Source organism: Actinomycetospora chibensis (genome assembly GCF_028737215.1).
GTDB classification, from domain to species: Bacteria; Actinomycetota; Actinomycetes; order Mycobacteriales; family Pseudonocardiaceae; genus Actinomycetospora; species Actinomycetospora chibensis.
Genome location: NZ_JAQZAM010000002.1, coordinates 357,995 through 383,365 on the forward strand (window position 1 = coordinate 357,995; position 25,371 = coordinate 383,365).

At 71.5% G+C, this 25,371-nt stretch carries 32 protein-coding genes; 21 read left to right on the forward strand and 11 right to left on the reverse strand.

Annotation, left to right across the window (positions count from 1 at the left end; all coding sequences use genetic code 11):
• Positions 1 to 17: 17 nt before the first annotated feature.
• From PH189_RS04155 to PH189_RS04190, 8 genes are read left to right on the forward strand one after another with little or no spacing between them, the layout of a single operon-like run.
• Positions 18 to 368, forward strand: a complete 351-nt coding sequence (locus PH189_RS04155; protein ID WP_274187485.1) for an NADH-quinone oxidoreductase subunit A — start codon at positions 18 to 20, stop codon at positions 366 to 368.
• Positions 359 to 1,465 (forward strand): hypothetical protein, encoded by a 1,107-nt coding sequence (locus PH189_RS04160; RefSeq protein ID WP_274187486.1) that lies wholly within the window; start codon positions 359 to 361, stop codon positions 1,463 to 1,465. The genes PH189_RS04155 and PH189_RS04160 overlap by 10 nt, the downstream gene beginning before the upstream one ends.
• Positions 1,462 to 2,406, forward strand: a complete 945-nt coding sequence (locus PH189_RS04165) for an NADH-quinone oxidoreductase subunit H (protein ID WP_274187487.1) — start codon at positions 1,462 to 1,464, stop codon at positions 2,404 to 2,406. Before PH189_RS04160 ends, PH189_RS04165 begins: the two co-directional genes overlap by 4 nt.
• On the forward strand, positions 2,403 to 2,963 hold the full coding sequence (locus PH189_RS04170; protein WP_274187488.1) for an NADH-quinone oxidoreductase subunit J: 561 nt from the start codon (positions 2,403 to 2,405) through the stop codon (positions 2,961 to 2,963). The genes PH189_RS04165 and PH189_RS04170 overlap by 4 nt, the downstream gene beginning before the upstream one ends.
• Positions 2,960 to 3,265: an NADH-quinone oxidoreductase subunit NuoK gene (locus PH189_RS04175; protein ID WP_274187489.1), complete on the forward strand. Its 306-nt coding sequence runs from the start codon at positions 2,960 to 2,962 to the stop codon at positions 3,263 to 3,265. Before PH189_RS04170 ends, PH189_RS04175 begins: the two co-directional genes overlap by 4 nt.
• A 2-nt stretch (positions 3,266 to 3,267) precedes the next feature.
• The gene (locus PH189_RS04180) at positions 3,268 to 5,082 is read left to right on the forward strand and encodes an NADH-quinone oxidoreductase subunit 5 family protein (protein WP_274187490.1); all 1,815 of its coding nucleotides are present in this window, start codon (positions 3,268 to 3,270) and stop codon (positions 5,080 to 5,082) included.
• 2 nt (positions 5,083 to 5,084) lie between these two features.
• The gene (locus PH189_RS04185; protein WP_274187491.1) at positions 5,085 to 6,590 is read left to right on the forward strand and encodes a complex I subunit 4 family protein; all 1,506 of its coding nucleotides are present in this window, start codon (positions 5,085 to 5,087) and stop codon (positions 6,588 to 6,590) included.
• Between the two features lie 43 nt (positions 6,591 to 6,633).
• The gene (locus PH189_RS04190) at positions 6,634 to 8,040 is read left to right on the forward strand and encodes an NADH-quinone oxidoreductase subunit N (protein WP_274187492.1); all 1,407 of its coding nucleotides are present in this window, start codon (positions 6,634 to 6,636) and stop codon (positions 8,038 to 8,040) included.
• Positions 8,041 to 8,047: 7 nt separating this feature from the next.
• Here the strand turns inward: PH189_RS04190 and PH189_RS04195 are convergent, their stop codons facing one another.
• Complete coding sequence (locus tag PH189_RS04195) at positions 8,048 to 8,458, reverse strand: DUF302 domain-containing protein (protein ID WP_274187493.1); 411 nt, start codon at positions 8,456 to 8,458, stop codon at positions 8,048 to 8,050.
• A 151-nt stretch (positions 8,459 to 8,609) separates the two neighbouring features.
• On the opposite strand from PH189_RS04195, the gene PH189_RS04200 reads away from it, so the two are divergent.
• The 7 genes from PH189_RS04200 to PH189_RS04230 all read left to right on the forward strand — a co-directional run bounded on the left by PH189_RS04200 (position 8,610) and on the right by PH189_RS04230 (position 13,948).
• Entirely contained in the window at positions 8,610 to 8,876 is a 267-nt protein-coding gene (locus tag PH189_RS04200; RefSeq protein WP_274187494.1) for a metal-sensitive transcriptional regulator, read from the forward strand.
• A 110-nt stretch (positions 8,877 to 8,986) separates the two neighbouring features.
• Complete coding sequence (locus PH189_RS04205; RefSeq protein ID WP_274187495.1) at positions 8,987 to 10,396, forward strand: MBL fold metallo-hydrolase; 1,410 nt, start codon at positions 8,987 to 8,989, stop codon at positions 10,394 to 10,396.
• 34 nt (positions 10,397 to 10,430) lie between these two features.
• Complete coding sequence (locus PH189_RS04210) at positions 10,431 to 11,066, forward strand: rhodanese-like domain-containing protein (RefSeq protein ID WP_274187496.1); 636 nt, start codon at positions 10,431 to 10,433, stop codon at positions 11,064 to 11,066.
• Between the two features lie 3 nt (positions 11,067 to 11,069).
• Positions 11,070 to 11,855 (forward strand): sulfite exporter TauE/SafE family protein, encoded by a 786-nt coding sequence (locus PH189_RS04215; protein ID WP_274187497.1) that lies wholly within the window; start codon positions 11,070 to 11,072, stop codon positions 11,853 to 11,855.
• Positions 11,856 to 11,877: 22 nt separating this feature from the next.
• Complete coding sequence (locus tag PH189_RS04220) at positions 11,878 to 12,243, forward strand: rhodanese-like domain-containing protein (RefSeq protein ID WP_274187498.1); 366 nt, start codon at positions 11,878 to 11,880, stop codon at positions 12,241 to 12,243.
• Positions 12,240 to 12,455 carry an SHOCT domain-containing protein gene (locus PH189_RS04225; RefSeq protein ID WP_274187499.1) on the forward strand — a complete coding sequence of 72 codons (216 nt, stop codon included), beginning with the start codon at positions 12,240 to 12,242 and terminating at the stop codon, positions 12,453 to 12,455. The genes PH189_RS04220 and PH189_RS04225 overlap by 4 nt, the downstream gene beginning before the upstream one ends.
• The gene (locus PH189_RS04230) at positions 12,452 to 13,948 is read left to right on the forward strand and encodes a multicopper oxidase family protein (RefSeq protein ID WP_274187500.1); all 1,497 of its coding nucleotides are present in this window, start codon (positions 12,452 to 12,454) and stop codon (positions 13,946 to 13,948) included. Before PH189_RS04225 ends, PH189_RS04230 begins: the two co-directional genes overlap by 4 nt.
• Before the next feature lie 10 nt (positions 13,949 to 13,958).
• Here the strand turns inward: PH189_RS04230 and PH189_RS30425 are convergent, their stop codons facing one another.
• Positions 13,959 to 14,216, reverse strand: coding sequence for a DUF302 domain-containing protein (locus PH189_RS30425; RefSeq protein ID WP_420791488.1), 258 nt, complete (start codon positions 14,214 to 14,216; stop codon positions 13,959 to 13,961).
• A 226-nt stretch (positions 14,217 to 14,442) separates the two neighbouring features.
• Between PH189_RS30425 and PH189_RS04235 the strand changes: the two genes are divergently transcribed.
• Complete coding sequence (locus tag PH189_RS04235) at positions 14,443 to 14,706, forward strand: SHOCT domain-containing protein (protein WP_274187501.1); 264 nt, start codon at positions 14,443 to 14,445, stop codon at positions 14,704 to 14,706.
• On the opposite strand, the gene PH189_RS04240 is transcribed toward PH189_RS04235, so the two are convergent.
• The 4 genes from PH189_RS04240 to PH189_RS04255 all read right to left on the reverse strand — a co-directional run bounded on the left by PH189_RS04240 (position 14,703) and on the right by PH189_RS04255 (position 17,339).
• Positions 14,703 to 15,074: a phenylacetate--CoA ligase family protein gene (locus PH189_RS04240; protein WP_274187502.1), complete on the reverse strand. Its 372-nt coding sequence runs from the start codon at positions 15,072 to 15,074 to the stop codon at positions 14,703 to 14,705. The two genes, PH189_RS04235 and PH189_RS04240, sit on opposite strands and share 4 nt — an antisense overlap.
• Before the next feature lie 8 nt (positions 15,075 to 15,082).
• Complete coding sequence (locus PH189_RS04245; protein WP_274187503.1) at positions 15,083 to 16,075, reverse strand: phenylacetate--CoA ligase family protein; 993 nt, start codon at positions 16,073 to 16,075, stop codon at positions 15,083 to 15,085.
• Between the two features lie 344 nt (positions 16,076 to 16,419).
• The gene (fdxA, locus tag PH189_RS04250) at positions 16,420 to 16,740 is read right to left on the reverse strand and encodes a ferredoxin (RefSeq protein ID WP_274187504.1); all 321 of its coding nucleotides are present in this window, start codon (positions 16,738 to 16,740) and stop codon (positions 16,420 to 16,422) included.
• Positions 16,737 to 17,339 (reverse strand): TetR/AcrR family transcriptional regulator, encoded by a 603-nt coding sequence (locus PH189_RS04255; protein WP_274187505.1) that lies wholly within the window; start codon positions 17,337 to 17,339, stop codon positions 16,737 to 16,739. The genes fdxA and PH189_RS04255 overlap by 4 nt, the downstream gene beginning before the upstream one ends.
• Before the next feature lie 92 nt (positions 17,340 to 17,431).
• Between PH189_RS04255 and PH189_RS04260 the strand changes: the two genes are divergently transcribed.
• A complete protein-coding gene (locus PH189_RS04260; protein ID WP_274187506.1) occupies positions 17,432 to 17,659 on the forward strand; it encodes a hypothetical protein in 228 nt (75 codons plus the stop codon).
• Positions 17,659 to 18,159, forward strand: coding sequence for a DUF2269 family protein (locus tag PH189_RS04265; protein ID WP_274187589.1), 501 nt, complete (start codon positions 17,659 to 17,661; stop codon positions 18,157 to 18,159). Before PH189_RS04260 ends, PH189_RS04265 begins: the two co-directional genes overlap by 1 nt.
• Before the next feature lie 24 nt (positions 18,160 to 18,183).
• Here the strand turns inward: PH189_RS04265 and PH189_RS04270 are convergent, their stop codons facing one another.
• The 4 genes from PH189_RS04270 to PH189_RS04285 form a co-directional block, all read right to left on the reverse strand.
• A complete protein-coding gene (locus tag PH189_RS04270; RefSeq protein ID WP_337994124.1) occupies positions 18,184 to 19,155 on the reverse strand; it encodes a cation diffusion facilitator family transporter in 972 nt (323 codons plus the stop codon).
• A gap of 38 nt (positions 19,156 to 19,193) precedes the next feature.
• Positions 19,194 to 20,768, reverse strand: coding sequence for a vitamin K epoxide reductase family protein (locus tag PH189_RS04275; RefSeq protein ID WP_274187508.1), 1,575 nt, complete (start codon positions 20,766 to 20,768; stop codon positions 19,194 to 19,196).
• 134 nt (positions 20,769 to 20,902) lie between these two features.
• Positions 20,903 to 21,328 (reverse strand): hypothetical protein, encoded by a 426-nt coding sequence (locus tag PH189_RS04280; protein ID WP_274187509.1) that lies wholly within the window; start codon positions 21,326 to 21,328, stop codon positions 20,903 to 20,905.
• A 301-nt stretch (positions 21,329 to 21,629) separates the two neighbouring features.
• A complete protein-coding gene (locus PH189_RS04285) occupies positions 21,630 to 22,313 on the reverse strand; it encodes a L,D-transpeptidase (RefSeq protein ID WP_274187510.1) in 684 nt (227 codons plus the stop codon).
• Between the two features lie 186 nt (positions 22,314 to 22,499).
• Here PH189_RS04285 and PH189_RS04290 point away from each other — a divergent pair, with 186 nt between their 5' ends.
• The 3 genes from PH189_RS04290 (at position 22,500) to PH189_RS04300 (ending at position 24,916) form a co-directional block, all read left to right on the forward strand.
• Positions 22,500 to 23,132, forward strand: a complete 633-nt coding sequence (locus tag PH189_RS04290; RefSeq protein ID WP_274187511.1) for a methyltransferase family protein — start codon at positions 22,500 to 22,502, stop codon at positions 23,130 to 23,132.
• Between the two features lie 444 nt (positions 23,133 to 23,576).
• Positions 23,577 to 24,296, forward strand: coding sequence for a DsbA family protein (locus tag PH189_RS04295; protein WP_274187512.1), 720 nt, complete (start codon positions 23,577 to 23,579; stop codon positions 24,294 to 24,296).
• Positions 24,297 to 24,361: 65 nt separating this feature from the next.
• Positions 24,362 to 24,916, forward strand: coding sequence for a vitamin K epoxide reductase family protein (locus PH189_RS04300; protein WP_274187513.1), 555 nt, complete (start codon positions 24,362 to 24,364; stop codon positions 24,914 to 24,916).
• Positions 24,917 to 24,920: 4 nt separating this feature from the next.
• Here the strand turns inward: PH189_RS04300 and PH189_RS04305 are convergent, their stop codons facing one another.
• A complete protein-coding gene (locus tag PH189_RS04305) occupies positions 24,921 to 25,313 on the reverse strand; it encodes an ArsR/SmtB family transcription factor (RefSeq protein ID WP_274187514.1) in 393 nt (130 codons plus the stop codon).
• Positions 25,314 to 25,371 lie beyond the last annotated feature (58 nt).

Consider the following 25,371-nt stretch of genomic DNA (forward strand, 5'->3'; position numbering starts at 1 on the left):
TCCAGAGAGGAGCCGTCTTGGATGAGCTGACACCGGCCCTCGTGCTGCTTGCCATCGGCGTACTGCTGGTCGCCGGAGTGCGGGCACTGGCGCGGATTCTCAGCGTGGCACCGCCGCTGACGAACGTGATGCCGCACGCCGGCGGCTTGCCGCCGCTCGAGCACCCCGTCTCCCGGTTCCACGTCCGTTGGTACGTCGTGACCATGGTCTTCCTGGCCTTCGACATGGAAATGATCTTCATGTACCCCTGGACCCTGGTCGTCGCCCAGATGGGTCCGGCGGCGGTGGTCGAAATGTTCGGCTTCCTCGCGCTCCTCATGGCCGGCGTGCTCTACGCCTGGCGCGAGGGGGCCCTCCGATGGACCTGAGGAACGCGCTCCTCCGCGTCGCCGCCCGACGGCCCCACGTCCTGATCATCGGCGGCATCGGCACCGATCGACTCCGGGCGCGCGTCGAGCACGAGGTCGACCGCCGCCACTGGACCAATGCGATGGCACCGGCCGACACCGACGTCCTCGTCGTCATCGGCCATCCCGGGCCCGAGCTCAGGGCCGTCGTCGACGATGTGTGGGCAACGGTGCCCGCACCCCGCGCCCGGCTCGACGTCCGGAACGAACACGAGGTCACCACAGCGCTCGACGATGCTGTGACCGTCCTGCAGGATCTCCCGGCCCAAAGGGCTGGGGCGCCTCGCGACGGTCTCCGCTGGGACCGCCCCAGCGACCCGTCCGGCGCGCACGACCACCACGACGCGCACGACGACGACACCTCCCACGAGCAGGACACCGGGCACGAGGACCACGACGGCGGGCATCACCACGGCGGCGACATGGAGCTCCCCGGCGGGCTGGCGATGGCCGACCTGGGCGAGGACCGCGACGGGCTCGCCCTCGATCAGCTCCACGTCCCACTCGGTCCCGTGCTGCCGGAGTGGCCGAGCGGGCTGGTCGTCGATGTCGTCCTGCAGGGCGACGTCATCCACGAGGCACGCTCGCGCTTCGTCGACCTCGACGACCTCGATGCCACCGAGCGCCTGCCCGACGCGGCCCGAGCGCTCGACTCCGCGGCGCGCGTCCTTGCCCTCGCCTGCTGGGAAGGCCCCTCCGCGCGAGCTCGCGGACTGCGGGACGCCCTGCTCTTCGGCGGGAGCAGCACCGCGCGCGTTCTCGAGGAGCTCGACGACCTGCGCCGCCGGGTCCGGCGGTCGCGGCTCCTGCGGTGGATGCTCCGCTCCGGCGAGGCCGGACGCAGCGAGCTCCTCGAGGCCCTCGACGACAAGCTGCTCTCGGCCAGGGCCGCCGCCGCGGGGGGCGGCGGAGAGGCACCGGTCGCGATCGACCTCGCGGCGCTCGACGCCCGACTGGTCGGCGCCGAGTTCGCCGCGGCGAGGTTGATCGTCGCCGTCGCGGACCCGCTGCCACAGCCCGCTCGGACGCGGCCCACGGAACAGGAGGGTGCGTCGTGAGCGTCGCACTGCCACTCGGCGGGTCGGTCCTCCTGCCGGCCCTCCTGCTCGCCGTCACGTGGGCGGCCGTCACCGCCGACGCCGTCGCCGCCGGCCGGGCGGCGGGACGCCCCGTGCCCTGGACCGTCGCCGCCGCACTTCCCGGGCGCGAGGCCCTCCGACTGCTCGTCGGGCAACGCCGGCGCGGCGTGGCCTCCGACGAGCTGCTGCGCGGCGTCGGTGGCGCGGTCCTCCCGATCGCCGCGCTGTTGGCCGCTGTGGTTCTCCCGCTCGGGCTGCGCCCCGTGGCGGATCTCGGCGCGGGGATCGTGTGGTTCAACGCGATGGAGGTGTTCGCGTGGGCCGCGGTGTGGCTGGTCGGGTGGGGCGCCAACAGCACGCTGTCGCTGATCGGTGGTTACCGGTTCGTGGCACAGGGTCTGGCCTGGGAGCTCCCGCACATGTTCGCCCTCATCACGGCCGCGGTCGGAGCGCAGAGCCTGCGCGTCACCGACGTGGTCGCCGCCCAGCAGGGCCTGTGGTTCGTCGTGATCATGCCGGTGGCGTTCGTGGCCTTCCTGCTCAGCGTGGCGGCCATGGCGTTCTGGGGCCCGTTCGGCGCGCCCGTCGGCCGCGACATCGCCGGCGGGGCGGCGGCGGAGCTCGGGGGGGTCGACAGGCTCGTCTTCATGACCGGACGGTGGCTCCTGCTGGTCGCGGCGGCGGCCATGGCGGTGCCGCTGTTCCTCGGCGGGGGCCACGGCCCGTGGCTGCCGGCCTGGGCCTGGGTGCTGGTGAAGACCCTGGCCGTGCTCGCGGCGCTCGTTGCGCTGCGCCACCGGATTCCGACCATCCGCATGGAGCGCTGGACCGAGTTCTCCCTGGTGGTCCTCACGCCGGCCACCATCGCCCAGGCCCTCGTCGTGACCCTCGTCGCGCTCGGCGAAGGAGGCCTCCGATGACGACAGCCCTGTTCGTCGTCCTCGCCGTGATCTCCGTCGTGGCCGGCGCGCTGGTCTTCCGCGTCGACTCGATGGCGCGCGCGACGTTCCTGCTGCTGCTCTCGTTCCTCGCCGTCGCGGGCCTCGTCCTCATGACCGGACTGCAGTACCTCGGCGTGGTCATCGTGCTGATGATGGTCATCGAAATGGTCGTCATGGCCGTCTTCATGATCATGTACATGATGAACCCGGCCGGGCTCATGCCGATGTCGATGTTCCACAACACCCGCGGCTCCGCCGTCATCGCGGCGACCACCTTCGTCGCGCTCGCCGGGGGTGCGCTCCTCGTGGACTGGCCGGTCCGAGGCGGCGCGCCGGCACCAGACCTCACGATGGCCCTCGGCGAGAGCCTCATGAGCGGTCAGATGCTCACGATGATGACATTGGGGGTCACCCTGTTCGCCACGATCGTCGGCACGGTCGTGCTGGCCGCCGGCCGAGGTCGCTACGACCGGCTGGGCGACGAGCTCGACGCGCCGGAGTCCGACGACCGGGACCGGGGCGGGGTCGGGCGATGAACCTGCAGGCCTTCCTCGTCGTCGCCGCGGCGCTGGTCTCCGTCGGGCTGTTCGGGGCACTGACCCAGCAGTCGATCGTCATGCTCATGATGGGCCTCGAGCTCCTGCTCAACGGGGTCATCCTCGGGGCGGCGGCGTTCTGGTACTTCCTGGCGCCGGCCGGCACGGAGGGCCAGGTGCTGATCGTCATCGTGGTCACGGCGATGGCCATCGAGATGGCGGCCGGGTTCGCGGTCACGACCGCGATCTATCGCGCGAAGCGCATCGACATGACCGACGACGCCGCCGAGCTGCGGGGCTGACCATGAGCGTTCTCCTCGGCGCCCTGCTGCTCGTCCCCCTCGCGGCCGGGATCGCGCTGATCGTGGTGCGCCCTCTGCGCTTCGTCGTCCCCGTGGGACTCACGATCGCCGCGGCGACCGTGGGCCTGGCGGTGGCCGCCGCGCTCCGGCGGCCGCAGGCTCGTTTGCCGCTCTTCGACGGCGTGGCCGTCGGCTTCGCGGTCGACGACCTCTCGGCGGTCATGGTCGTGCTCGTCGCGCTCGCCCTGCTTGCGGTGCTGGCCTTCGCCGCGGGCGATCCGGCATTGGGGTCGGGACGCTTCGTCGGCCTGGTGCTCGTCTTCGCGGCCGCGATGCTGGCCACCGTCACCGCGACCACGCTCCCGCCGCTGCTCGCCGCGTGGGAGGTGATGGGCGCAGTCAGCTGGGCCCTCATCGCCCACCACACCGGCGACCCCGCGGCGGCCCGCGGCGCGAAAACCGCGTTCCTCACCACGCGCACCGCGGATCTCGGGCTCTACCTCGCCGCAGGTGCGGTGCTCGCGGGCGGCGTGTCGACGCTCGCGATCGACGCGCTGCCCGACGTGGCCGGTGGGTGGCGGGACCTCGCGGTCGCCGGCATCGTGGTCGCCGCGCTCGGTAAGTCCGCGCAGCTGCCGTTCAGTTTCTGGCTCTCCGGGGCGATGCACGGGCCGAGCCCGGTGTCGGCGCTGCTGCACTCCGCGACGATGGTCGCCGCCGGGGCCTACCTGCTCCTGCGGACGACTGCCGGCCTCGATGCGACCGGGTGGGCCGGGCCCCTGGTGGCGTGGGTCGGCGTGGGGACCGCGCTGTTGCTCGGCCTCGTCGCGCTCGCCCAGAGCGATCTCAAGCAACTGCTCGCCGCCTCGACGTCCGCGCAGATCGGGTTCATGGTGCTGGCCGCCGGGGTCGGCGCCGTGCCTGGCGGCGTCCTCCAGACCGTCGCGCACGCCGCGACCAAGAGCCTGCTCTTCCTGGTAGCCGGCGCGTGGCTCGTGCGGGTCGGCACCCGCCGACTCGACGGCCTCCAGGGGGCCGCGCGCCGATACCCCGTCCTCGGCGCAGCGTTCACTGTCGGCGCCGGGACCCTTGCCGGAGTGCCACCGACCGGTCTGTGGGTGAGCAAGGACGCCGTCCTCGCGGGCGCGGCGGCGAGCGGCCCTGCGCTCTACATCGTCGGTCTGGCCGCCGGGCTGGTCTCGGCTGGATACGCCGCCAAGGCCGTGTGGTTCGTGTGGCGGCCGTCGCCTCCCACCGTGCGGGACGGCACCGTCGGACGTGCCGGGGCGCGGGTCCAGGCCGTCGTCGCCGTGACCCTCGCGGTGGCCGCGGCAGGCGCGGGGCTGCTCGCTCTCGGCCCGGACATCCTCCGGCCGGCTCCCGAGCCGACCGTTCTCGAGCTGGTCGCCTCCGGAGCGATCGCCGTCATCGGTTTCGGGGTGACGTGGCGCGTGGTCGGCCGGCTCCCGGCCCCTGCGGCACTCCTCTCGTGGCTGCACCTCGAGCAGATCGCTCTCGTGGCTGCGGTCCGGCCGACGCTGCGGCTCGCCGCCCTGCTCGCCCGCCTCGACGACTCGCTCCACCACCGCGTCGTCCTCGGAGCCGGACGCGGCGTCACGCGTACCGCCGATGAGGTCGACCGCCACCTCGAGCGCGGCCTGGACCGGGGCGTAGACGGGGTGGCCGCCGGCGCCCGAGCCCTCGGCCGCACCGCCCGCCGGCCCCAGACGGGTCAGCTGCACCAGTACTACGCCCAGGCCGCCGTCGCCTTCGGCGTGCTGGCCGCCCTCGCCGTGCTCCTGATCGGGGTGAGCTGACCGTGCTCTCCGTCCTCGTGTTCCTTCCCGTCGTCGTCGCGCTCGCGCTCAGCGCGCTGCCGGCCACGAGCACAACGCGCCGCTACACCGTGCCGTGGGTTGTCACCGGACTCGTGCAGCTGGTGCTCGTCGCCGTCATGTGGCTGCAGCTGCCCACCAGCGGCTACGGATTCGTCGAACAGGTCGCGTGGATCCCGAGCGCCGGCATCTCGTACCACCTCGGGGTCGACGGGCTCTCGCTGCCGCTCGTGGCGATGACGGTCGTCGTGTTCATCGCGACAGCGATCTACTCGCTGCGCGAGGATCGGCGTCCGAAGTCCTACGTGCTGCTGTTCCTGGCCCTGCAGACCGTGAGCGTGGGGGTCTTCGTCGCCCTGGATCTGATCCTGTTCTTCCTGTTCTTCGACCTGTCGATCGTGTTCATGTACTTCGTCATCGCCGGCTGGGGTCACGGCTCGCGCGCCCGCTCGGCGGCTCTGACGTTCTTCCTCTACACCTTCCTGGGCTCGCTCGCGCTGCTGCTGGGCTTCATCCTCATCTACCTCGCGGCCACCCCGCACACCTTCGACATCCCGGCGCTCGCCGTCCTCAACCCGCTCGCGGCCGGCGGCCCACTGGCCGGAGCCGCGCTGCTCGCCATCGGTGTCGGGCTCGCGGTGAAGACCCCGCTCGTGCCTTTCCACACCTGGTTGCCGCCGGCACACACCGAGGCCCCGGCCGCGGGCTCGGCCGTGCTGGCGGGAGTACTGCTCAAGATGGGGACCTACGGCTTCGTCCGCATCGCGATGCCGCTGCTGCCGGCGTCGTGGCGGCAGTTCGCCGGTGTGGTCGTGGTGCTCGGCGTGGTCTCGGTCATCTATGGCGCGCTGGTCGCGCTCGCCCAGACCGACCTGAAGCGCATGATCGCCTACACCTCGGTGAACCACATGGGCTACGTGCTGCTCGGCGTCGGCGCCGCGGGCCTGGTCGCCGAAACCGATGCGCAGGCTCGGCAGCTCGCCACCACGGGCGCGGTGACCCAGATGGTGTCGCACGGGCTGATCACCGGGGCGCTGTTCCTGCTCGCCGGCGCGCTGCACGAACGTGGCCGCACCTACGACATGGGTGCCTACGGCGGCCTGGCGGCGCGCACGCCGCGGTTCGCCGGCCTGTTCGCGGTAGCGGCCTTCGCCTCACTCGGGCTCCCCGGCTTCTCCGGGTTCATCGCCGAGTTCCAGATCTTCACCGGCGCGCTGGGTGCGACGCCGGTGGCGACCGCCATCGCCGTCGTCGGCATCCTCCTCACCGCCGGGCTGTTCCTGGTGGCTCTCTCCCGGATGCTGCTCGGCGAGCTGCGCTACCCCGACGCACCCGGCACGCCGCGTCCCCTCCCCGACCTCCGGGCTCGCGAGCTCGCGGCCGTCGTCCCGCTGCTCGTGCTCGCCACCGTGATCGGGTTGGTACCGCGATTCCTTCTCGACCTGGTCGAGCCCGCGTCGCGGGCGGTCAACGAGCTGGTGGCCCGGTGAAGGCCGAGTCGGCGCCGTCAGCGCCCCGTCAGGGGGAGCAGCCATGGTGATGATGAACGAGGACCCCACGACAATGATCCCCGAGCTGGCGCTGCTCGCGGGGGCGGTGCTCGCCGTGCTCGTCGGGGCGTGGACACCGCGCCGCAGGCAGGGTCGCGTACGGGTCCTCGCGCTGGTCGCCGTGAGCGGCGGACTGGTCGCCACGGTCGTGGCCGCGACGAAGCCGTCGAGCACCACCTTCGATACCTACGTCCTCGACACGACGACCCACGCGGTGCGCGCGATCGTGCTCGTCGCCGTCGCCCTGATCCTGTGGTGGTCGCGCGACGCCGTCACGGCGCATCCGCGCGAGAGCGAGTTCACCGCGCTCGTCCTGCTCGGCGGTCTCGGAGCGGTGCTGATGGCCGGGACCGGCGATCTCATGCTGCTCTTCGCCGCGTTCCTGCTCGCCAGCGTGCCGCTCTACGCCCTGGCCGGCTGGGCCAAGACGGGCGCGACCACCGAGGCCGCGCTGAAGTACTACCTCTCCGGCGCCTTCGCCGGAGTCACAATGCTCGCCGGCACCACCCTGATGTACGGAGCTACCGGCTCGACGAGCTACAACGCCTTGCCCGAGGGGCTCGTGACGGGCGCGGCGGGGCCAGCAGCCGTCGGCCTCGTCGCCGTGCTGGCGGGCCTGGCGTTCAAGGCCGGAGCCGTCCCCGCCCACTTCTGGGTCCCTGACGTCACCGACGGCACGCCTCCGGCGGTCGCCGCCGTCCTCACGACCATCCCCAAGATCGGTGCGCTGGCCGCGACGTGGCGTCTCCTCCTGGCCGTGCCCGAGCAGATCGTGCCCTGGCCGTTGCTGGTCGCGGTGCTCGCCGCGATCAGCATGACCCTGGGCAACCTCGCCGCGTTCGCTCAGACGTCGGTCCTGCGGCTGCTCGCCTACTCGACCGTGTCCCAGGTGGGCTACGTGTTGATGATCATCGCCGTGGCGGCCCGGACGCCCGAGGCCCAGCCGGCCCTGCTCTTCTATCTCGCCGCCTACGCGCTCACGAACATCGGGGCCTTCGCCGTGGTCGCGGCACACCCTGCTCGCACCATCGACGAGTTCCGAGGGCTCGGCCGTCGTCGCCCCCTGCTCGCGGCCGCCCTTGTCGTCTGCCTGCTCGGGCTCGTGGGCACACCTCCCACGGCAGTGTTCGTCGGCAAGCTCACCGCGTTCGCTGCCGCCTTCGACGGCGGGATGGCCTGGCTCGTCGTGCTCGCCGCGGTCAACACCGTGGCCTCGCTCTTCTACTACCTGCGATGGGTCGCCCCGCTGTACCGGGACGAGCCGCCCGAGCTCGCCGACGTGAGCAGCGAATCCCGCACGGCGCGCCAGGGCGCGGTCACCGCCGCGACTCTCTCGCTGGTCCTCGGCGTCGCCGCCGGCCTGATCCTGCCCCTGTTCGCCGCCTCGTGACCGGCACCTACGCGGTCGTGGTGGTGAGGCTGTCGAGCGCGGCTCGCAGTCGGGAGCCGGCGTCGGACGCGGTCTCACCCAGGTCCGACCCTGCGTTGCCGGCGGCAACACCAAGCAGGGCTCCGGGATCGACGGCCTGCACGATGGTGCGACCCTCAGCGCGTCGCACGGTGACGTTGCAGGGCAACAGAAGCCCGACCTCCGGGTTGGCCGAGAGCGCCGCGTGGGCGAGCGCGGGGTTGCAGGCGCCGAGGATGGTGTAGGCGTCGATCTGCTCGCCGAGTTTGGCCTGCAGGGTGGCCTGGACGTCGATGGTGCTCAGCACCCCGAATCCCTGATCAGCGAGCGCTGCCGTGACGGCCTCGACCGCCGCCGGGTGGTCGAGGCCGACCTCGACGGTGTGGGCGATGTCGGACATGGCTTGGCGTTCCTCCTCCGCGTTGGGGTGATGATGCCGGCGTCGGAGGCCTTCCCGTCGCCGTGACTGCGGACACGTGGTTATCCGGCATACCCCCTGGGGTACCTTCAGTTGTACAGGGCGTCAGCCCACATGCCAGAGGGAGTCCACCATGCAGGTTCAGGCCGCCGAGCTCACCGATGTGGTCAGCCGGCTGCGTCGCGTGGAGGGCCAGATCGCCGGGATCGTGCGCATGATCGAGGACGGCCGCGAGTGCAAGGACGTCGTCACCCAGCTCGCGGCCGCGGCCCGCGCCCTCGACAAGGCCGGCTTCAAGATCATCGCAACCGGGTTGCGGCACTGCATGAGCGAGACCGACGACGGCGAGCGCGCCGTGGACGTCGCGGAGATGGAGAAGCTCTTCCTCTCCCTGGCCTGATCCGGACCTGACCCGCAGGACCACCGGCGGACCGCTCGACACTTCAGGCGCCACCGCCGACACCCGACCGACTCAGCAACGGTAGATACCCTACCGGGTAGGGAACCATCATGATCGATGTGCAGACCATCGCCACGACCAGCCTCGGTGACCGCAGCTACCTCGCCCACGACGGACGGGTCGCGCTGGTCGTCGACCCGCAGCGCGACATCGACCGCGTGCTCGCCCTGGCCGACGAGCTCGGCGTGCGGATCACCCACGTCGCCGAGACCCACATCCACAACGACTACGTCACCGGGGGGCTTGAGCTCGCCGGGCGCACCGGCGCGGCCTACCTCGTCGACGCCCGCGACGATGTCGGCTTCGACCGCACCCCGGTCCGCGAAGGCGACGACATCGTCGTCGGGGCGATGCGGCTGCGGCCGTTGGCGACGCCGGGCCACACCCACCACCACCTGTCCTACGCCCTGACCGAAACCCAGGCCAGCGGGTCGGGCGCGGTGACGGCGGTGTTCACCGGCGGCTCGATGCTCTACGGCACCACCGGGCGCACCGACCTGGTCTCCCCCGCCGACACTGTCGAGCTCACCCACGCCCAGTACCACTCCGTCCGCCGCCTGGTCGACGAGCTCCCCGGCGCCGCGGTGGTGTATCCGACCCACGGGTTCGGGAGCTTCTGCTCGGCGACCCCGCCCTCGGGTGAGGCGTCCACGGTCGGGGACCAGCGGACGGTCAACCCGGCGCTGATCCAGGGCGAGCAGGAGTTCGTCGACACCCTGATCGCCGGGCTCGGGGCCTACCCCGCCTACTACGCGCGGATGGCCCCCACCAACGCCGCAGGGCCCGCGCCGGTCGACCTGTCGGCGCCGGAGCCGGTCGGACCCGTCGAGCTGCGTGCCCGCCTCGAGGCCGGTATCGCCGCGGGGCAGTGGGTCGTCGACCTGCGCGAGCGCACCGCGTTCGCGGCCGGGCACCTGGTCGGCTCGCTGAGCTTCCAGCTCGCTCAGCCCTTCGTGACCTACCTCGGGTGGCTGCTGCCCGAGGACGCCGAGCTCACCCTCATCGGCGAGACCGGCGAGCAGGTCGCCGACGCCCGCCGCGAGCTCGTGCGCATCGGCATCGACCGACTCGTCGGCGCGGCCACCGGCCCCCTCGAGACCCTGTCCGACGACGCACCGCTGGCCTCCTATCAGGTCTCAGACTTCCCCGGCCTGCTCGCCCGTGATCCCGAGGCGGTCAACGTGGTGGACGCACGCACCGAGAACGAGCGCGCCGGCGGCGGTGTCGCCGGGTCGCTGCACATCCCGCTGCACGAGATGCTGACCCGCCGCCACGAGGTCCCCGACGGCGAGGTGTGGATCTACTGCGGGTCCGGCTACCGCGCCTCGGTCGCGGCCTCCCTGCTCGCCGCCGAGCCCGGCCGCGCCCGCGAACTGATCGTGATCAACGACGACTGGCCCCACGCCACCGAGGCCGGACTGACCATCGCCCACGACCAGGCCCCCGCCCTCGCGCGCTGAGCGCGCGGCAGATCACGCCGCACGAGAGGACCCCATGGCTTCCGCCACCCCAACGACCACAGCCCTGACGACCGAGGCCGAGAACGACACCATCACCGGCGCGGAACTCGCGACCTGGTCCTCCAGAGCCGGCGTCGCGCCCCTCGTCCTCGATGTGCGCAGCGCCGCCGAGTACGACGCGATCCACATCCGCGGCTCCTACCACGTGCCGCTGCCCACCCTGGCCGAGCACACCGACGAGCTGGCCGGCCACCTCGCCGACGGCGGCCCGGTCGTCCTTATCTGCCAGTCCGGTGTCCGCGCCGAGCAGGCCCGCCGCCACCTCGCCGCCGGCGGCCTCGCCCATGCCCGCGTGCTGGCCGGCGGCGTCGGCGCCTTCGACGCCGCCGGCGGTGAGGTCGTCCGCGGGCGACCCGCCTGGGCCCTGGAACGCCAGGTACGCCTCGCGGCGGGCGCGCTCGTCGTCACCGGCCTTGCCGCCGGGCGGCTCATCTCGCCGAAGGCACGGCTCCTCACCGCCGGGATCGGCACCGGGCTCACCGTCTCCGCACTCACCGACAACTGCGCCATGGGCGCCGCCCTCGCGCGGCTGCCCTGGAACCGGGACCGCAACGAGCCCACCCCCATCGAGGCTCTCGACCGCGTGGCGCGGCGGACCCCGGAGCGCTGACCGATGCTCGGGCTCGCCGCACTGTTCGGCGCCGTGGTCGGCGCGCTGCTGGGCCTCGTCGGCGGGGGCGGCGGCATCCTCGCCGTCCCCGCCCTGGTCTACGGCCTCGGGCTGCCGCTCTCCGCCGCCGTCCCGGCCTCACTCGTGGTCATCGGAACGGCGTCCGTGGTCGCGGTCGCACCTCGCGCCCGCCGGGGCGTCAACTGGCGTCTGGCCGGGGTCATCGGCGCCGCCGGTGTCCCGACCGCGGTGCTCGGCGGCGTGGTCAACCACCAGTTCGACCAGCGCGTCCTGCTGCTCGCGTTCGCTGCGATCATGGTCCTGGCCGCGGTCCGGATGCTGCGCGCCACCGACGAGACCGGCGGCGTCTGCGACCTCCCCGGCGGCGGGGTCGCGTGGCGACGCTGCCTGCCGCGCGCGCTCGCCACCGGGCTCGCCGTCGGATTCCTCACCGGGCTGCTCGGCGTCGGCGGCGGATTCCTGCTCGTACCCGCGATGATCATCGCCCTCGGCCTGCGCACGCCCGTCGCCGTGGCGACCTCGCTCGTCGTCATCGCCATCAACTCGGCGGCCGGGCTCATTCCCTACCTCCTCGCCGGAGACGCCGACGCCGCCATGAACTGGCCAGTCATCGCCGCGTTCGCCTTCGCCGCCATCGTCGCCTCGCTGCCCGCCGGCCGACTCGCCCGCCGCGTCCCCGCCGCCGTCCTGCGCCGCGGCTTCGCCGTGCTCGTCCTGCTCGTCGCCGCCGGCGTCACTACCCAAGCCCTCACCACCCTGATCGACTGACCCACCCACCGAAGGAGCACCGATGACCACCATCCGCGAGATCACCGTCGACGAGCTCGCCGCCGCCCGTGAGGACCCGAATCCCCCGATGCTGCTCGACGTGCGGGACCGCGCCGAGTACGCCGCTGGCCACGCCCCAGGAGCCGTCAACATCCCCCTCGACGAGCTCCCCGACCACCTCGGCGAGCTGCGAGGCGGCGCGCAGATCGCAGCGATCTGCCAGTCCGGACGACGCAGTGCCGTGGCGGCCGAACAGCTCGGAACCACCGGTATCGACGCGTTGTCCGTCGCGGGCGGGACCAGCGCCTGGGTCGAGTCGGGCCGTCCGACTCTCAGCGACCAGGGCCCGTCGGTTCAGCCTCACTCGAAGAAGGAGGAGTTGTCATGATGGGTTCCCTGCCGATGCTGGGTTGGCTGTGGCCGCTGCTGATCGTCATCGGGCTGGCCATGATCGCCGTGGGGACGATCGTCCTGGTGCGTCGCCGCCCCATACCGACCGCGAACCGCACGTCCATCGCACGCGAGCTGCTCGACGCGCGGTACGCCCGCGGCGAGATCGACGACGACGACTACCAGCACCGTCGCGACCAGCTCCGATGACCGGGCGCTCCGCCCCCCGGCACCCGATCAGCCGCCGACAAGCCCTCGGGCTGCTCGGGCTCGGCGCCGCCGCCGTCACCGCCGGTGCCACGGGATGGGCGACCCTCGGGGTTTCCGACACCACGCGGACGGCCTCCGTCCTGCCCAGCGGCGAGCCGCTGGGTCTCCCGCCTGAACTCGCCAGCCGCCAGGGCCAGCTCGCCGTCGACCTGACGGCCGCACCTGGCGCGTCCCTGGCCGGGCGCCCCGCCTCGGCCTGGGGCTACAACGGCTCCAGCCCGGGCCCCACCCTGCGGCTACGGCCCGGCGATGAACTGGCCGTGCGACTGCGCAACGGACTCGACCAACCCACCAACCTGCACACCCACGGCCTGCGGGTCTCGCCCGAGGGCAACTCCGACAACCCGTTCATCCACATCGCACCCGGCGAGACGTTCGACTATCGCATCGCCATCCCCGACGGCCACCCCCCGGGAACGTTCTGGTACCACCCACACGCCCACGGCTACGTCGCCGACCAGCTCCTGGCCGGCCTGGCCGGAGCCCTCATCGTCGACGACGCCCCCGAGCCCGCCGTCTCGGCCGACCGGGTACTGCTCATCACCGACACCACCCTCGGCGCCGGCGGGCCCGCTGCCACGGACCCCGCCACCCGCATGGTCGGTCGGCAGGGGGAGCTGTTGCTGCTAAACGGCCTGCATCGGCCCGTCATCCCGGCCGCCAGCGGCGAACTGCAGCGCTGGCGACTGATCAACGCCACCACCTCGCGCACCCTGAACCTGCACCTCGACGCCCACCCGCTGACCCGGATCGCCTTCGACGGGATCACCCTGCCGACCGCCACCGGCGTGGACACCGTCCGGCTCGCTCCCGGCAACCGCGCCGACGTGCTCGTCCGCCCCGACCGACCCGGCACGTTCCCGCTGACCGCCTCCACCGAGCCGCGTCGCGCGATGGGCATGATGGGCGGGCCGGCCGTCGGTGGGGAGACCGAGGTCCTGGCCACGCTGACCACCAGCGGCCCCGCCCGAGCTCCGAGCGCGCTGCCGACCTTCCCGCCCGGCCCCGCGCCGGACGCGGGCGCGACGACCGGAGCTCGCCGGCTCACGTTCACCATGGGCATGGGCGGCGGGATGGGCCCGGGTGGGACGGGCTCAGGTGGCCAGGGCATGAGCTTCGGCTTCGACGGTCGCGCCTACGATCCCGTCCGGACCGACCAGACCGTGGCCCTCGGCGCCGTCGAGGAATGGACCGTCTCGAATCCCACCCCAATGGCCCACCCTTTCCACCTGCACGTCTGGCCGTTCGAGGTCCTCGCCGACAGCGCGGGCACCCCGACCACCGGCGCACCGCAGGACGTCGTGCTCGTACCGGCAGGCGGGTGGGTCCGGCTCCGCATCCCGTTCACCGTGCTGCCGGGCCGCAGCGTCTACCACTGCCACATCCTCGATCACGAAGACGCCGGGATGATGGCCAGCATCGCCGTCAGGTGAGGTCGATGCTTCACGCGGTCGCCCGATCGGGCGGGGTGGGCGCCACCCATCGTCGTAGTGAGGCTGTCGAGCGCAGGCGGGTGTCGGCGTCAGACGCGGTCTGACGCAGCTCGACGCCGGTTACGGCGGCAACACCGAGCAGGGCTCCGGGGTCGACGGCTAGGTCGATGGAGCGGCCCACGGAGCGTCGCACGGCGATGTTGCAGGGCAGCAGGAGCCCGACCTCCGGGTTGGCCGAGAGCCGCCGAGTGACTTGGACGTCCAGGATCTGGGCTGTTGGCGATCCTCACCCAGAGTAGGAGTCGTCCGGACAGGGACCGTGGGCGGTGCGGAGGAGGGTCTTTCGACTCCCTCTGCCGCGGACCGCGGGCTCTGCCCGGCTCCCCCGGGCCAACCGAACCTGGCCTCGTCCACCCGAGGCGCGCGTCGTACAACAGCTCCGGCTCTCGGCGGTCGGCGGACCCGGAGTGGGCGCGAGAGGAAGGTCAAGGAACATGATGTGGTGGTACGGCCCCGGCATGAACGGCTGGGGGTATGGGCTCATGACCATCAGCATGGTGCTGTTCTGGGCGTTGATCATCTTCGGGATGGTCGCCCTGATCCGCTACCTCGGGCGAGCGGGCCAGGTCGCCGCCGCTCGACCGACGCCCCAGCAACTCCTCGACGAGCGCTTCGCGCGCGGAGAGATCGACGAAGACGAGTACCGGCGTCGTCTGGACCTGATGGCCGTCGTGACGGGCCCGCGCGCCAAGCCTTAGGGTCCTCGCACGATCAGGGGCGCTTTCCCCAGAGCGGTGTGCGGGATGGTTTCCACGGCTCGAATCGTCACGGAAGGTGCGACAACGCCCTGGGCCTCGAGAGCCGAGCTCAGCGATGCTGCCAGGACCGAGGTATCGACTTCGCCGGGTCGGGCGAGCAGGACGTCGAGGCCGGCTGGCCGCTGGACGATCTGCCACCCCGCGGCCGTCACGGTGTCCATCACCTGGTGGAACGTCACGGGCTGGACGTCACGGGTGCCGCCGTCGGGCCTCGCGAAGCGCAGCGTCTCCTGAACTCGGCCCTGGATGCCCTCGAGCAATGTGTAAGGCCGTCCGCACCCACAGTCGCCATCGACGGCCAGCTTCACGCTGTCGCTCATCTCGTACGGATTAAGGGCATCGTGCGCGAGAACAGGACGCTGACCAGCACTTTCGTCCCGTACTGGCCGGCGGGAACGGGCCGGTTCTCGTGGTCGACGACCTCGAGCACGACGAGATCATCGAACACGTGCATCCCCTGGTGCTCGCCGCACTCCGCGGCGAGGCCGGCGGTCTCGGTAGCTCCGTAGACATCGTGGGGCGCGTGACCCCAGGCGCGTTCGACCAGCGAGCGGGTCGACGCGGTGAGCACCTCGGACGCGGAGAACACGAACCTGGGGGCGAGGGAGAGACGACCAGCGAGCTGCTCCACGGCCAACGAGCGCAGCATCGAGGCGTAACCGATCAACAACTCCGGCTGCCAGCTGTTCAAACGCTCGACGAGGCTCGGCAGCGGGTCACCGGCGTCCAGGCGCAGGGTCGGCAACCAGGGGCTGTGCACCGAGGCGCCCACTCGCGCGGACTGGTGCGAGGGATTCGTCGAGCTCACCACCGCGGTCCTCAAGCGACGAGCCAGCCCGGCGGTGGAGCCGGCCCAGTCGAACGCCCGGTTGTAGGACGCGACGACGTCCACCCACTCCGCGGGGCTCCACACGAACACGCCCCGTCGACCGGTCGTACCGGCTGTGGCCGCGACGTAGTAACGGCCGCCCAGGAGCTCGTCGACCGATGCGGACCGGAGGTAGCGCTCCACGTCGGCGATGCGGACCTCCGGCCGCGTACACACCTCGTCGAAGTGCTCCATGACGAGTGCCTTGGTCAACACCGGCAGTTCACTCAGCGGCGCATCGCCCATGCCTCGGTGGAACCGCCGGTAGAACGATGACCGGTCATACGCGAAGGCTCGCAGCTCGGACAGTGCGCGAGCCTGATGGGCAAGCAACGCACCCCGGCTCCAGTGATCCCGACGCCGAAGCCGCTGCCGACGAGCCATGACCCGCAGCACCAGCGTGGAGTTGCGGACTCGGTGCAGTGTCGACTTGTCACCCATCGACATCTCCCCTCGGCTGAACGACGGGGCCGAGCTTGGCCGTTCACACGACACGAAACAGGGCCGTCCGACCGACGTTTGGCGCTCAGCGGCCTCCTTTGCCTTGGCGAGGCGTGAGCGCCGGGAGTCCGCAGAGCCCGCGGGCCCGGTCGGCGATGCGCAGCCATGCGTCCCTGGCCCGCCGCTCGTCGCCGCGGACTCAGTGACGCCGGCCGGGTGCTGCTGACCTCGCGAAGCTTAGGGTTCCTCCGCAACCGCCATGCCGGTTCCTGATGGCCAAGACGTCGTCGCCGGCCTGGCCCTCTCTCGACGCCGCCTCGTGCCGCCGCCGTCGGCGATGTGGATCATCCGAGGCGGTGGGGCATCGACGCGACCTCGGGATGGTCATGGCCGACGACTCCGACCCGTGCGGCACCGCCAGGGGCACCCAGCCCGCCAAAGAACTCGACGTTGATCCTGGCGAAATGGGCCCACGCGTCGGGCACATCGTCCTCGAAGAAGATGGCTTCGACCGGGCAGACCGGCTCGCAGGCGCCGCAGTCCACGCACTCGTCGGGCTGGATGTAGAGCATGCGGGAGCCCTCGTAGATGCAGTCGACGGGGCACTCCTCGACACAGGAGCGGTCAGTGATGTCGATACAGGGCTCGGCGATCACGTAGGTCATCGTGCCTCGCAGGGTTCCTGCCGGGAACTGTCTGGCCTCAACCCCGCCAGTGTGAGCTCAACGAGGCAATCAACGCCCTCCGTCGAGAGGAGCTCGACCGCTCCACCCAGCGCGTGCCGACAGTAGCTGACTAGGACGTTGACACCGACGTCCGCCCGGACCTGACCTGAATCGACGGCCGATGTGAGCACTCGGCGCAGGAGCTCGTCGACCAGCTCCTCGCTGTTCCTGTGCTCGCCCGCACGATGGAGCAACGCGCCGAGCTCGGGACCGTGCTGGCCCCGTTGGGCGAGGATCTCAGCATAGGCGCCGAGAACAGATCGGAGGACGCGTCCCGGTTCGTCGGCTACTTCGCTCAGGGCCGTCAGCTGCGCAACGTGCACGTCGACTTGCCGCTGATGCCAGGCCGCGAGGATCGACTCGACGTCGGCAAAGTACTTGTAGATCGTCGCCCGAGAGAGGCCTGCGGCTGCCGCGACCTTGGCCATGGTCACGGCCCTCAGTCCGTGCTCGGTGACGAGCGACCACGCGGCGTCCTCCACCGTCTCGCGGACCACGCGGCGATGGGACTCGACGGTCTCGTCCCAGAGCTTCGGCACGCCGCGAACCTACCGCGGCACCACGCATGAGCGTCGACAAAGCGTCACGGTGTAGACAAGATGTATCGCAAAACGCATCACAGGAGGTGGGCGTGCCCGACGAAGCTCAAGAGCCGGACACGACTCAGGACCAGGTCGATCGAGGCGGGGTGCTGGTGCCGCGCTGGGTCAAGGTGTTCGCGCTGGTCGTGCTCGCCGTGGCGCTCCTCCTGCTTGCCCACACGGTTGTCCGTACAGGCTCTCACGGACCCTCGCTGCACGGTGCGTCCCTGGACGACATCCAGACGGCGACCGTCGACGCGGGGAGCGCAGGCGCGTGATGCTCGATCGCAGAGTGCGACTGGGCTTGCTGACGGTGCATCTCGTGGCTTCGGTCGGGTGGGTGGGCGCTGCGGCCTCGTACCTTGCCGTCGGAATCGTCGCAGGTTCGAGTGGCGAACTCGCCACGATCCGCAGTGCGTGGTCGATGCTGAACATTCTGGGGTGGACCGTCGTGGTGCCTCTGGCTGTGGCCGCACTACTCACGGGACTGGCGATCTCAGTGAGCACCGCATGGGGGCTCTTCCAGCACTGGTGGGTGGTGATCAGTCTTGTCTTGACGGGCTTCGCCACATTGATCACGGTGCTGCACATGTGGGACGTCAGCGAAGCCGCGCGCAGTGCGTCCGTCGCGGCACCGGAAGAGCTGCTCCACCTGGGTGGCGACGTCTTCCACCCCGGCGCCGGCCTCGTCGTCCTCGTCGTTGTCGCGGTGCTCAACATCTACAAGCCACGCGGCCGGGTCGTTGCGACCGTTGCGTGCTCTTCCCGACGGAGTTGAGAAACGCACTCCGCGCGAGAACGCTCACGTCGTCGAGCGGGCTTCAGGTGATGCGCAGGTAGATTCGTGGGCCACGTGCTCGGCTGCTTCCACCTGGAGCGTGCTGTGGTGCAGCGCGAACCGCTCCTCCAGCATGGCCGTGGCCGCGTCGAGCACGCCGTGCTCCCCGCAGTCGGCGGTCGCGCAACCGTCCTGACCGATCACCAGGTGCGCCGAGACGGCCGGGTTGCGGTCGTTGATGGCCCAGACATGCAGGTCGTGCACCTCTTCGACGCCGGGGAGGGCGAGCAGCGTCGAGCGCACCTCCTCGACGTCGATCCCGGCCGGCGCGCCCTCGAGGAGCAAGTGCGACGCCTCGCGCAGCAGCGCCACCGTCCGCGGAACGAGGATCGCGACGATGACAAGCGACGCCACCGTGTCGGCGTAGACCCATCCGGTCGTCAACGTCACCGCGGCTGCGATCAGAACAGCGACCGAACCCAGCGCGTCGCCGAGGACGTGCAGCGCCGCGCCGCGAACGTTCATGTTCTCTGCGGCGCCGCGACTGAGCACCACCAGCGACACCAGGTTGCCGGCGAGCCCGATCGCACCGAAGACCAGCAGGCCCAGCCCCGGCACCGGGGTCGGGTCCCCGAGGCGCTCGAAGGCTTCGATCGCCACCCACACCGTGACCGCGAGAAGCGCAAGGGCGTTGAGCGCCGCGCCGAGCACCTCGGCCCGTCCGAGGCCGAACGTGCGCCGGGTGCTCGGCGGACGTTGAGCGAGCCGGGCGGCGACGACGGCCGCGACCAGGGCCGCGACGTCGGTCACCTGGTGCCCCAGGTCGGCGAGCAGGGCCAAGGACCCGGTGAGTACAGCACCGACAGCTCCGCTCACGAGCACCGCGGCGGTGATCGCGAGCGCGATCGTCAGCTTGCGGCTATCCGAGTCTCCGTGGCCGTGCCCATGACCGTGTCCGTGCCCCATGGCCAGGACGTTACATGCATATATGCGCATGTCTCAACGGGTGGGTCCGGCTCTGACGACCCCCCACATCAGTGGCCGACGATCGTGATCGCTCCGAGCGCGATAGCGGCGGCAACGGCGGCCCCGATGTGCCAGTTCCGGAGCTCGCCGGACCGGCGCTTGTCCCGCGCCATGCCGATGCCGACCATCGCGGTACGGAGCAGAACCCCCGCCACCAGCGCCAGCAGTATGGGCACGATCGTCTCCGGCAGCGGGCTCACCGACGCCATGATCACGCCGGCAACGGGCCCGAGGACGGCGATCACGAGCCACGGGACCATGCTCTGGCGTGCCTGCTTGAAAAGGGCAGCGAGGGCGAGACCTTCGCTGGCCGAGTGCACGAGCAGCGCGGCGATGACCGGCACCGAGGGGGTCAGCGCGAGCGTCGCTCCCTCGATCACGCGGTGGACGGTGAGCGCGGCTGCCGCCCCGACGCCACCGAGAGCGGCCGACGTGTCGGCACCGACGGGACGGTGGCGGCCGGTCGGCGGCCCGTGGTCCCCGTGCTCCTGGCTCGCCGGCTCGTCGTCATGTCCGTGGCCGCAGCCTCCGCGGGTGAACCAGGCCACGACGACGAAGCCCGCCACGAGCGCGAGGGCCGGCATCCAGAGCGGCGTGCCCGCCTCCTCGGAGTCGTGCCACACGTCCGGGACGATGTCGGTCAGCGCACTGACCAGCATCATCGCCGAAGCCAGCGAGAGCCACAGCCCCATGCGGCCCGAGTAGCGGTTGGCGAGCCAAGCCCCGAACACGGTCGCTGCGGAGATCAACGCGACGGCGCCGAAAGCGCCGCCTTCCACAGGGTCGCTCTCGTACCAGTCGCTGGTCAGGAAGACGATCGTCAGGACCGCGAGTGACCAACAGCCGACGACCCATCGGTGGTGCTCGACGAGGCCGCGGGCAGCGGCCGGCAGGGGGAGCCATGCCTCGGTGGAGGCGGTGACGAGCGTGGACCAGAACAAGGGGATCGCGACGAGGCAGGCGGCGACGCAGTAGGCACACAGGGCGTCGGCGAAGAACAGGCTCTGGACGAGCGACCAGTGGGCGATCACCGTGCCGGTCGAGACCGCCGCGAGCAGCCCGACCCCGACCTGGCGCGACAACGTGAGACCGGCGGCGGCGATGGCACCGATGGCCGTGACGGCAGCGAAGCCGGCGATCCCGATCAGTGCGACCAGATGGCCCCACGGACTCGCGGCGGCCGGTTCGCATACCGGCCCGGCTCCTACTCCGCACGGTGGCACGAGGTCGAACACCACAGCGTTCTCCGCGGCGCGCACCACCGACACCAGCAGCCCGATAGCGCCGCCGATCAGCAGCAGCCACGCGAACCCTCGGCGGTCCTGAGCGGGATCGGCGGGCGCCGGAGGAGGTTCGGGCGCGGTGAGACTGCAGAGGTGACCGCTGGGGAAGGGCGCGGTCGCGACACTCGCGACCGCGTCGAGGAAACCGTGACCACCGTTCCCCCGCTGCCGGGGCAGCGGAGAGGTGAGTGCCTCGTCGGGCCGGTGGTCGAGGGGCGTCGGGCGTCCGCGCGGCTGGAGTGTGACGACGCCCGCGGGATCGGGCGGCCGAGGGGGCCGTTGCTGTTCCTGCACGTTCATCGGGGCCTCTCAAGCAGAGGTTGGGGAGCGTCGGGGCGGGCAGGTCGTCGCCGACGGCTCGACCGCATCAACGGTCCGCACGAAGCAGTTCTCGAGACGAGAGGCGCTTCGGGGTTCCGCGGGAGCGAGGTCGACTAGCCAGCGACGGCGAGCCGCGGTGGGCCCCGCCGGACGGCGTAGGCGACCCAGATCCGGGAGAGCGTCGCTCGCGCCGGGCTCGTGACAGGCGGCACCTCGGCGGTCGGGTACTCAGGCGCCTCGGCGATCAGTGACCGCAAGCAGCATGCGAGCCGATGGACGGCCGCGGCGCACGCCAGAAGGACGACGTCCACGGCCGCCACGAGAAAAACCATCCCGACGGCGACCGAGATATAGGCGACGAGCAAGCCGAGGTGTGCCGCGCTATGCCCGGGCGTCAGGTTCGCCGTCGAGCGGTCCCACACCTCGCCAGCAGCGTGCAGAGTCGGCTGCGCCAGGACCGTGGCACTGGCCAGGAACGCGGCGACACGATGCTCCTGCCCGAAGCGGTGGAGTCGGAGAAGCCCGACCACGAGCGACACGCTTCCGAGAGCGACAACGTGCCCGAGGCTCGCACCCCCGAGGCGATCGAGGAGGACAGAGGCGACCAAGGTGGCGGCGGCTGCGGCGACCGCCGGCCAGCGCGGACTGGAACAGGTCGGTGGGCGAGTTGTCCGCATCGCTGCGTCCACTCTCGCCTCCTGGCTGCAGGTGCCGTAGCTCTTCCACGTGCGGGCAGACGCTCGATCCCTCGAGCACCTCGGCCCGCTGTCGCGGTCCTACTGACGGTCACCGTTCAGTGTCGGATAGTAACGATGCTGCCAGGTGGCTCATCGGTGGGCGCTATGCGCCCCGGGCTGCCGCTTCCTGCGACGCGTTCACGACCTGGACCTTGTCTCCGTTCTGGAGCTCGCCGAAGGTCGCCTGGGCGTCGGGGGTCTCCATGCGGATACACCCGGCCGAAGAGCGGGAGGGGTCCCCCGCGTGGAAGGCGATGCCGCCGTCGGCGAAGAACGTCGAGTACGGCATCGGCGCCGGCCGTCCGTCGCGGGTGGTCGACTCCCCGCTCACGTGGTGTTCCTCCTTGCGGTACACGCGGAACGAGTGACCGACCGGGGTCGCCCGTCCCTCACCGCCCGAGGAGATCGTCATCGGACCGCGGACCACCTGACCGTCGCGGATCAGCCAGGCACGTTGCGACTCGAGATCGACGCACGCCCGCGCGGACACCGAACACGGAGTTCCCGGCACCACGGCCTCGCCGTGCGCCGCTTGCGCCACCGGGCTCGACTCCGGGTTCGCAGGCGGGGCGCTGTCCGCCAGCGCCGGGACAGCCAGGCCGCCGACCGCTGACAAGACGCCGATCGAGACACCGGCTGCGGCCCACCACGGCCTTGGTCGTGCGCCGCGAGACCGAGGCGGTGTCGCCGCCCGGTGCTGGCCGGTCGTGAATGCCGTCTTCTCGCTGATGGGTTTGCTCCTCCTCGCGTGGAGGGCCAGGCCCTCCGCGTCCGTCGTCCCTCCCATCGGCGGGACTCAGTTCGTGATCGAGCCGCCGACCGGGCGACGGTAACTCCGACGAGGACATCGGACGGTCACCGGTCGCGTCCGCTCGTGCGCGATGGCCCCTGGGGCCCCGCTGAGGAGCGCGAAGTCCGAACCTCTTGACGGTCGTGCTCTCATGCACATATCTGCATATGTCAGGAGGAGGCCATGGCGCTCACGGCACTGCTTCTTTACGTGGTCGGACTCGCCGTGTGCTTCGGGGTCCAGAGCTGGCTGCACCGAGCCCGGGCCGGTGGGGACGCGGGCTTCCGCCGACCACCCCGCGAGCCCCGCTCCCCGGCGTGGTGGGGGGCGTTGTCGTTCGTGGCCGCGCTCGTCCTGGGACTCGCCGGCCTCCTGCTCGGCACCTTCGGAGTGGCGAAGCCCCTGCTGCCGCTCGACCGCGCGCCCGCTGTGCCCTGGCTCGGGCTCCTCCTGGCGCTCGTCGGCTTCGTCGGCACGGTCTGCTCACAGCAGGCCATGGGTCGCTCGTGGCGCATCGGGGTCGAGGAGTCCGAACGCACCGAGCTCGTCGAGTCTGGGGTGTTCGGCTGGTCCCGCAACCCCGTGTTCCTGGCGATGATCGTGACGCTCGCCGGACTGACCCTCGCGGTCCCGAACGTGGTGCAGCTCGCGGCGCTGGTCTGCCTCGTACTCGCGATCGAGGTGCAGGTCCGTGGGGTCGAGGAGCCCTACCTGCTCCGAGCGCACGGGGCCGACTACGCGGACTACGCGTCGCGGGTGGGCCGGTTCATCCCCGGTGTCGGACGGCTTCCACATCGAGGGGTCGCCGCTCCGTGAGCTCCTGAGTCGCGTACTCGATCAGGGCACGGCGCCGGGTCCAGGCGCAACGCCCCCCTCGACGACGCAGGACGACCAGGCACCACGCGGCGACCGTGGCGAGGGCGGCAAAGCCGGCGGCCAGGGCCAGGAACAGCCACGAGCCACTCAGTACGGCGACGAGGACCCAGACGGCAGCGAACGCCGCGCACGTCCACACCTGGAACACGTACCGGCGCCTCTCGCTCGCCCGTATCCGGTCGCCCGGCTCGTCGTGAGGCCGGGCCGCTGCAGCGGACTGCTGCAACGCCCGGCGGCGCGCGTCGGAGGAAGGGATCCGCTTGCCCCGGTCCGACCCGCTTCGGTCGTGCATCCCCGCTCCCCTGTTCGACGCCGCCTCCTGCCCCCGAGGGTAGTGAGGAGCCGACGGCGATCTCACAGCAACATGCTTTAGCGTGTCGCTCCGTGGCGAACAGGACTTCTCGGACACAAGCGGCCTCGACGCGCGCGATCGTCATCACCACGACGCTCGTCGTGCTGGTCGTCGCGGTCATCGTGTCCCTGGTCCACGCGAACCGCAGCGAGGAGCCCTCGCCGACGGCCGTCGCCGAGGACGGCGGCGCGACGCTCGGGGCTCCGGTGCCGGCTGCGCTACTGATCCGTCCTGACAGCCACCGTCTCGGGCAGCCCGCCGGCGACCGCGTCCGCTTCGTCGAGTTCCTCGACTTCGAGTGCGAGGCGTGTCGCGCGGCGTACCCGAGCGTGGAGCGTCTCCGGGCCGAATACGCCGGGCAGGTCGACTTCGTCGCCCGGTACTTCCCGCTTCCTGGGCATCGCAACGCTGAGCCCGCTGCCCTCGCGGTCGAGGCCGCGGCACGCCAGGGGCGGTATGAGCAGATGTATCAGACGATGTACGAGACGCAGTTGTCCTGGGGCGAGCAGCAGGTGTCGCAGGCGCCGACGTTCCGTGGTTTCGCCGAGCGTCTCGGGCTGGACATGGCGGCCTACGACCGTGACGTCGCCGACCCAGCGGTCCGCGACCGCGTGCTGGCCGACCGCGACGATGGCATCAGCGTCGGTGTGCAGGGCACTCCGACGATCTTCGTCAACGATCGGCCGGTAGAGGGCGATCGCTCGTACCCCGCCCTGAAGGCGGCGCTCGACCAGGCCCTCGCGGCGCCGTGATCGTCGCCGAGGACGCGGCGGTACCGGCGTCCGCTCCCGTCTCCTCGTCACGAGGCACTGGGCCGGTGCTGCTCGTCGCCGGTCTCGCCGGCGCCGCGGCCGCCCTGGTGCTGCTCGTCGAGAAGATCGCGTTGCTGGCCAAGCCGGACTACGTGCCGAGCTGCAGCTTCGACGCCGTCCTGTCGTGCGGATCGATCATGCGAACCGCGCAGTCAGAGGTCCTGAGCTTCCCCAACCCGATCATCGGGCTCGCCACCTTCCCGGTGGTAGCCGCGGTGGGAGCTCTGCTGCTGGGGCGGACACCGATGCCGGCCTGGTGCTGGCTGGCACTGCAGGGCGGCGCCACGGCCGCCGTCGCCTTCGTGGGCTGGCTGATCACGCAGAGCGTCGCGGTGATCGGCGCGCTCTGCCCGTACTGCATGGTCGTCTGGGCGGCGACGATCGCCGTGTTCTGGTTCGTCACCGCCGAGAACCTGGATCGCGGCCACCTCGTGGCAGGCCCGCCAGGACGGCTCATCGCCCGCCATCCAGGGGCGGCGACCGTGGCGTCCTCCGTCCTGGTGCTTGCCATCGTGGTCGCCTCGTTCCCCGCCTGGTTCGCGGGCGTGATCGGCCTCTGACCGGTCAGGAGTCGACCGCGGCCCGGTCCGACGCCGGCACCTCGCCGAGCACAGCGCCGACGAGCGCGCGACCGACCGGCGTGAGCCGGTACATGACGAGCTTGCCGTCGCGGCGCGACGTCACCAGCCCGGCGGCACGCAGCACGCGGAGATGGTGGGAGGCGAGGTTCTGCGCCTGCCCGACGACCCACGCCATGTCGCAGACGCACAGTTCGTCTCCGGTCAGCAGCGCCGCGCCGACCGCCAGCCGGGTGGGGTCGGCGAGCGCCTTCCCAAGCGTCGCCGCCGAGGTCAAGGCGTAGAGGTCCGGGAGGGACGTGCGGATGTCCTCGGCGTGCGGCAGGTCCAGGCACAGCAGGTCGCACTGATCGTCCGCCGGAAGCGCGCTCTCGCCCACGAGGTCACTCTAACGTTCGTTGGCGCGACCGGGCGAACCGTATCGACCTCACACATCA

Excerpts from the sequence above, each read along its gene's own strand:
- PH189_RS04160 (WP_274187486.1), top strand. The coding sequence starts at position 359 with ATGGACCTGAGGAACGCGCTCCTCCGCGTCGCCGCCCGACGGCCCCAC.
- PH189_RS04170 (WP_274187488.1), top strand. The coding sequence starts at position 2,403 with ATGACGACAGCCCTGTTCGTCGTCCTCGCCGTGATCTCCGTCGTGGCC.
- PH189_RS04175 (WP_274187489.1), top strand. The coding sequence starts at position 2,960 with ATGAACCTGCAGGCCTTCCTCGTCGTCGCCGCGGCGCTGGTCTCCGTC.
- PH189_RS04180 (WP_274187490.1), top strand. The coding sequence starts at position 3,268 with ATGAGCGTTCTCCTCGGCGCCCTGCTGCTCGTCCCCCTCGCGGCCGGG.
- PH189_RS04190 (WP_274187492.1), top strand. The coding sequence starts at position 6,634 with ATGGTGATGATGAACGAGGACCCCACGACAATGATCCCCGAGCTGGCG.
- PH189_RS04195 (WP_274187493.1), bottom strand. The coding sequence starts at position 8,458 with ATGTCCGACATCGCCCACACCGTCGAGGTCGGCCTCGACCACCCGGCG.
- PH189_RS04200 (WP_274187494.1), top strand. The coding sequence starts at position 8,610 with ATGCAGGTTCAGGCCGCCGAGCTCACCGATGTGGTCAGCCGGCTGCGT.
- PH189_RS04205 (WP_274187495.1), top strand. The coding sequence starts at position 8,987 with ATGATCGATGTGCAGACCATCGCCACGACCAGCCTCGGTGACCGCAGC.
- PH189_RS04210 (WP_274187496.1), top strand. The coding sequence starts at position 10,431 with ATGGCTTCCGCCACCCCAACGACCACAGCCCTGACGACCGAGGCCGAG.
- PH189_RS04215 (WP_274187497.1), top strand. The coding sequence starts at position 11,070 with ATGCTCGGGCTCGCCGCACTGTTCGGCGCCGTGGTCGGCGCGCTGCTG.
- PH189_RS04220 (WP_274187498.1), top strand. The coding sequence starts at position 11,878 with ATGACCACCATCCGCGAGATCACCGTCGACGAGCTCGCCGCCGCCCGT.
- PH189_RS04225 (WP_274187499.1), top strand. The coding sequence starts at position 12,240 with ATGATGGGTTCCCTGCCGATGCTGGGTTGGCTGTGGCCGCTGCTGATC.
- PH189_RS04230 (WP_274187500.1), top strand. The coding sequence starts at position 12,452 with ATGACCGGGCGCTCCGCCCCCCGGCACCCGATCAGCCGCCGACAAGCC.
- PH189_RS04235 (WP_274187501.1), top strand. The coding sequence starts at position 14,443 with ATGATGTGGTGGTACGGCCCCGGCATGAACGGCTGGGGGTATGGGCTC.
- PH189_RS04245 (WP_274187503.1), bottom strand. The coding sequence starts at position 16,075 with ATGGGTGACAAGTCGACACTGCACCGAGTCCGCAACTCCACGCTGGTG.
- fdxA (WP_274187504.1), bottom strand. The coding sequence starts at position 16,740 with ATGACCTACGTGATCGCCGAGCCCTGTATCGACATCACTGACCGCTCC.
- PH189_RS04265 (WP_274187589.1), top strand. The coding sequence starts at position 17,659 with ATGCTCGATCGCAGAGTGCGACTGGGCTTGCTGACGGTGCATCTCGTG.
- PH189_RS04270 (WP_337994124.1), bottom strand. The coding sequence starts at position 19,155 with ATGCGCATATATGCATGTAACGTCCTGGCCATGGGGCACGGACACGGT.
- PH189_RS04275 (WP_274187508.1), bottom strand. The coding sequence starts at position 20,768 with ATGAACGTGCAGGAACAGCAACGGCCCCCTCGGCCGCCCGATCCCGCG.
- PH189_RS04285 (WP_274187510.1), bottom strand. The coding sequence starts at position 22,313 with ATGGGAGGGACGACGGACGCGGAGGGCCTGGCCCTCCACGCGAGGAGG.
- PH189_RS04290 (WP_274187511.1), top strand. The coding sequence starts at position 22,500 with ATGGCGCTCACGGCACTGCTTCTTTACGTGGTCGGACTCGCCGTGTGC.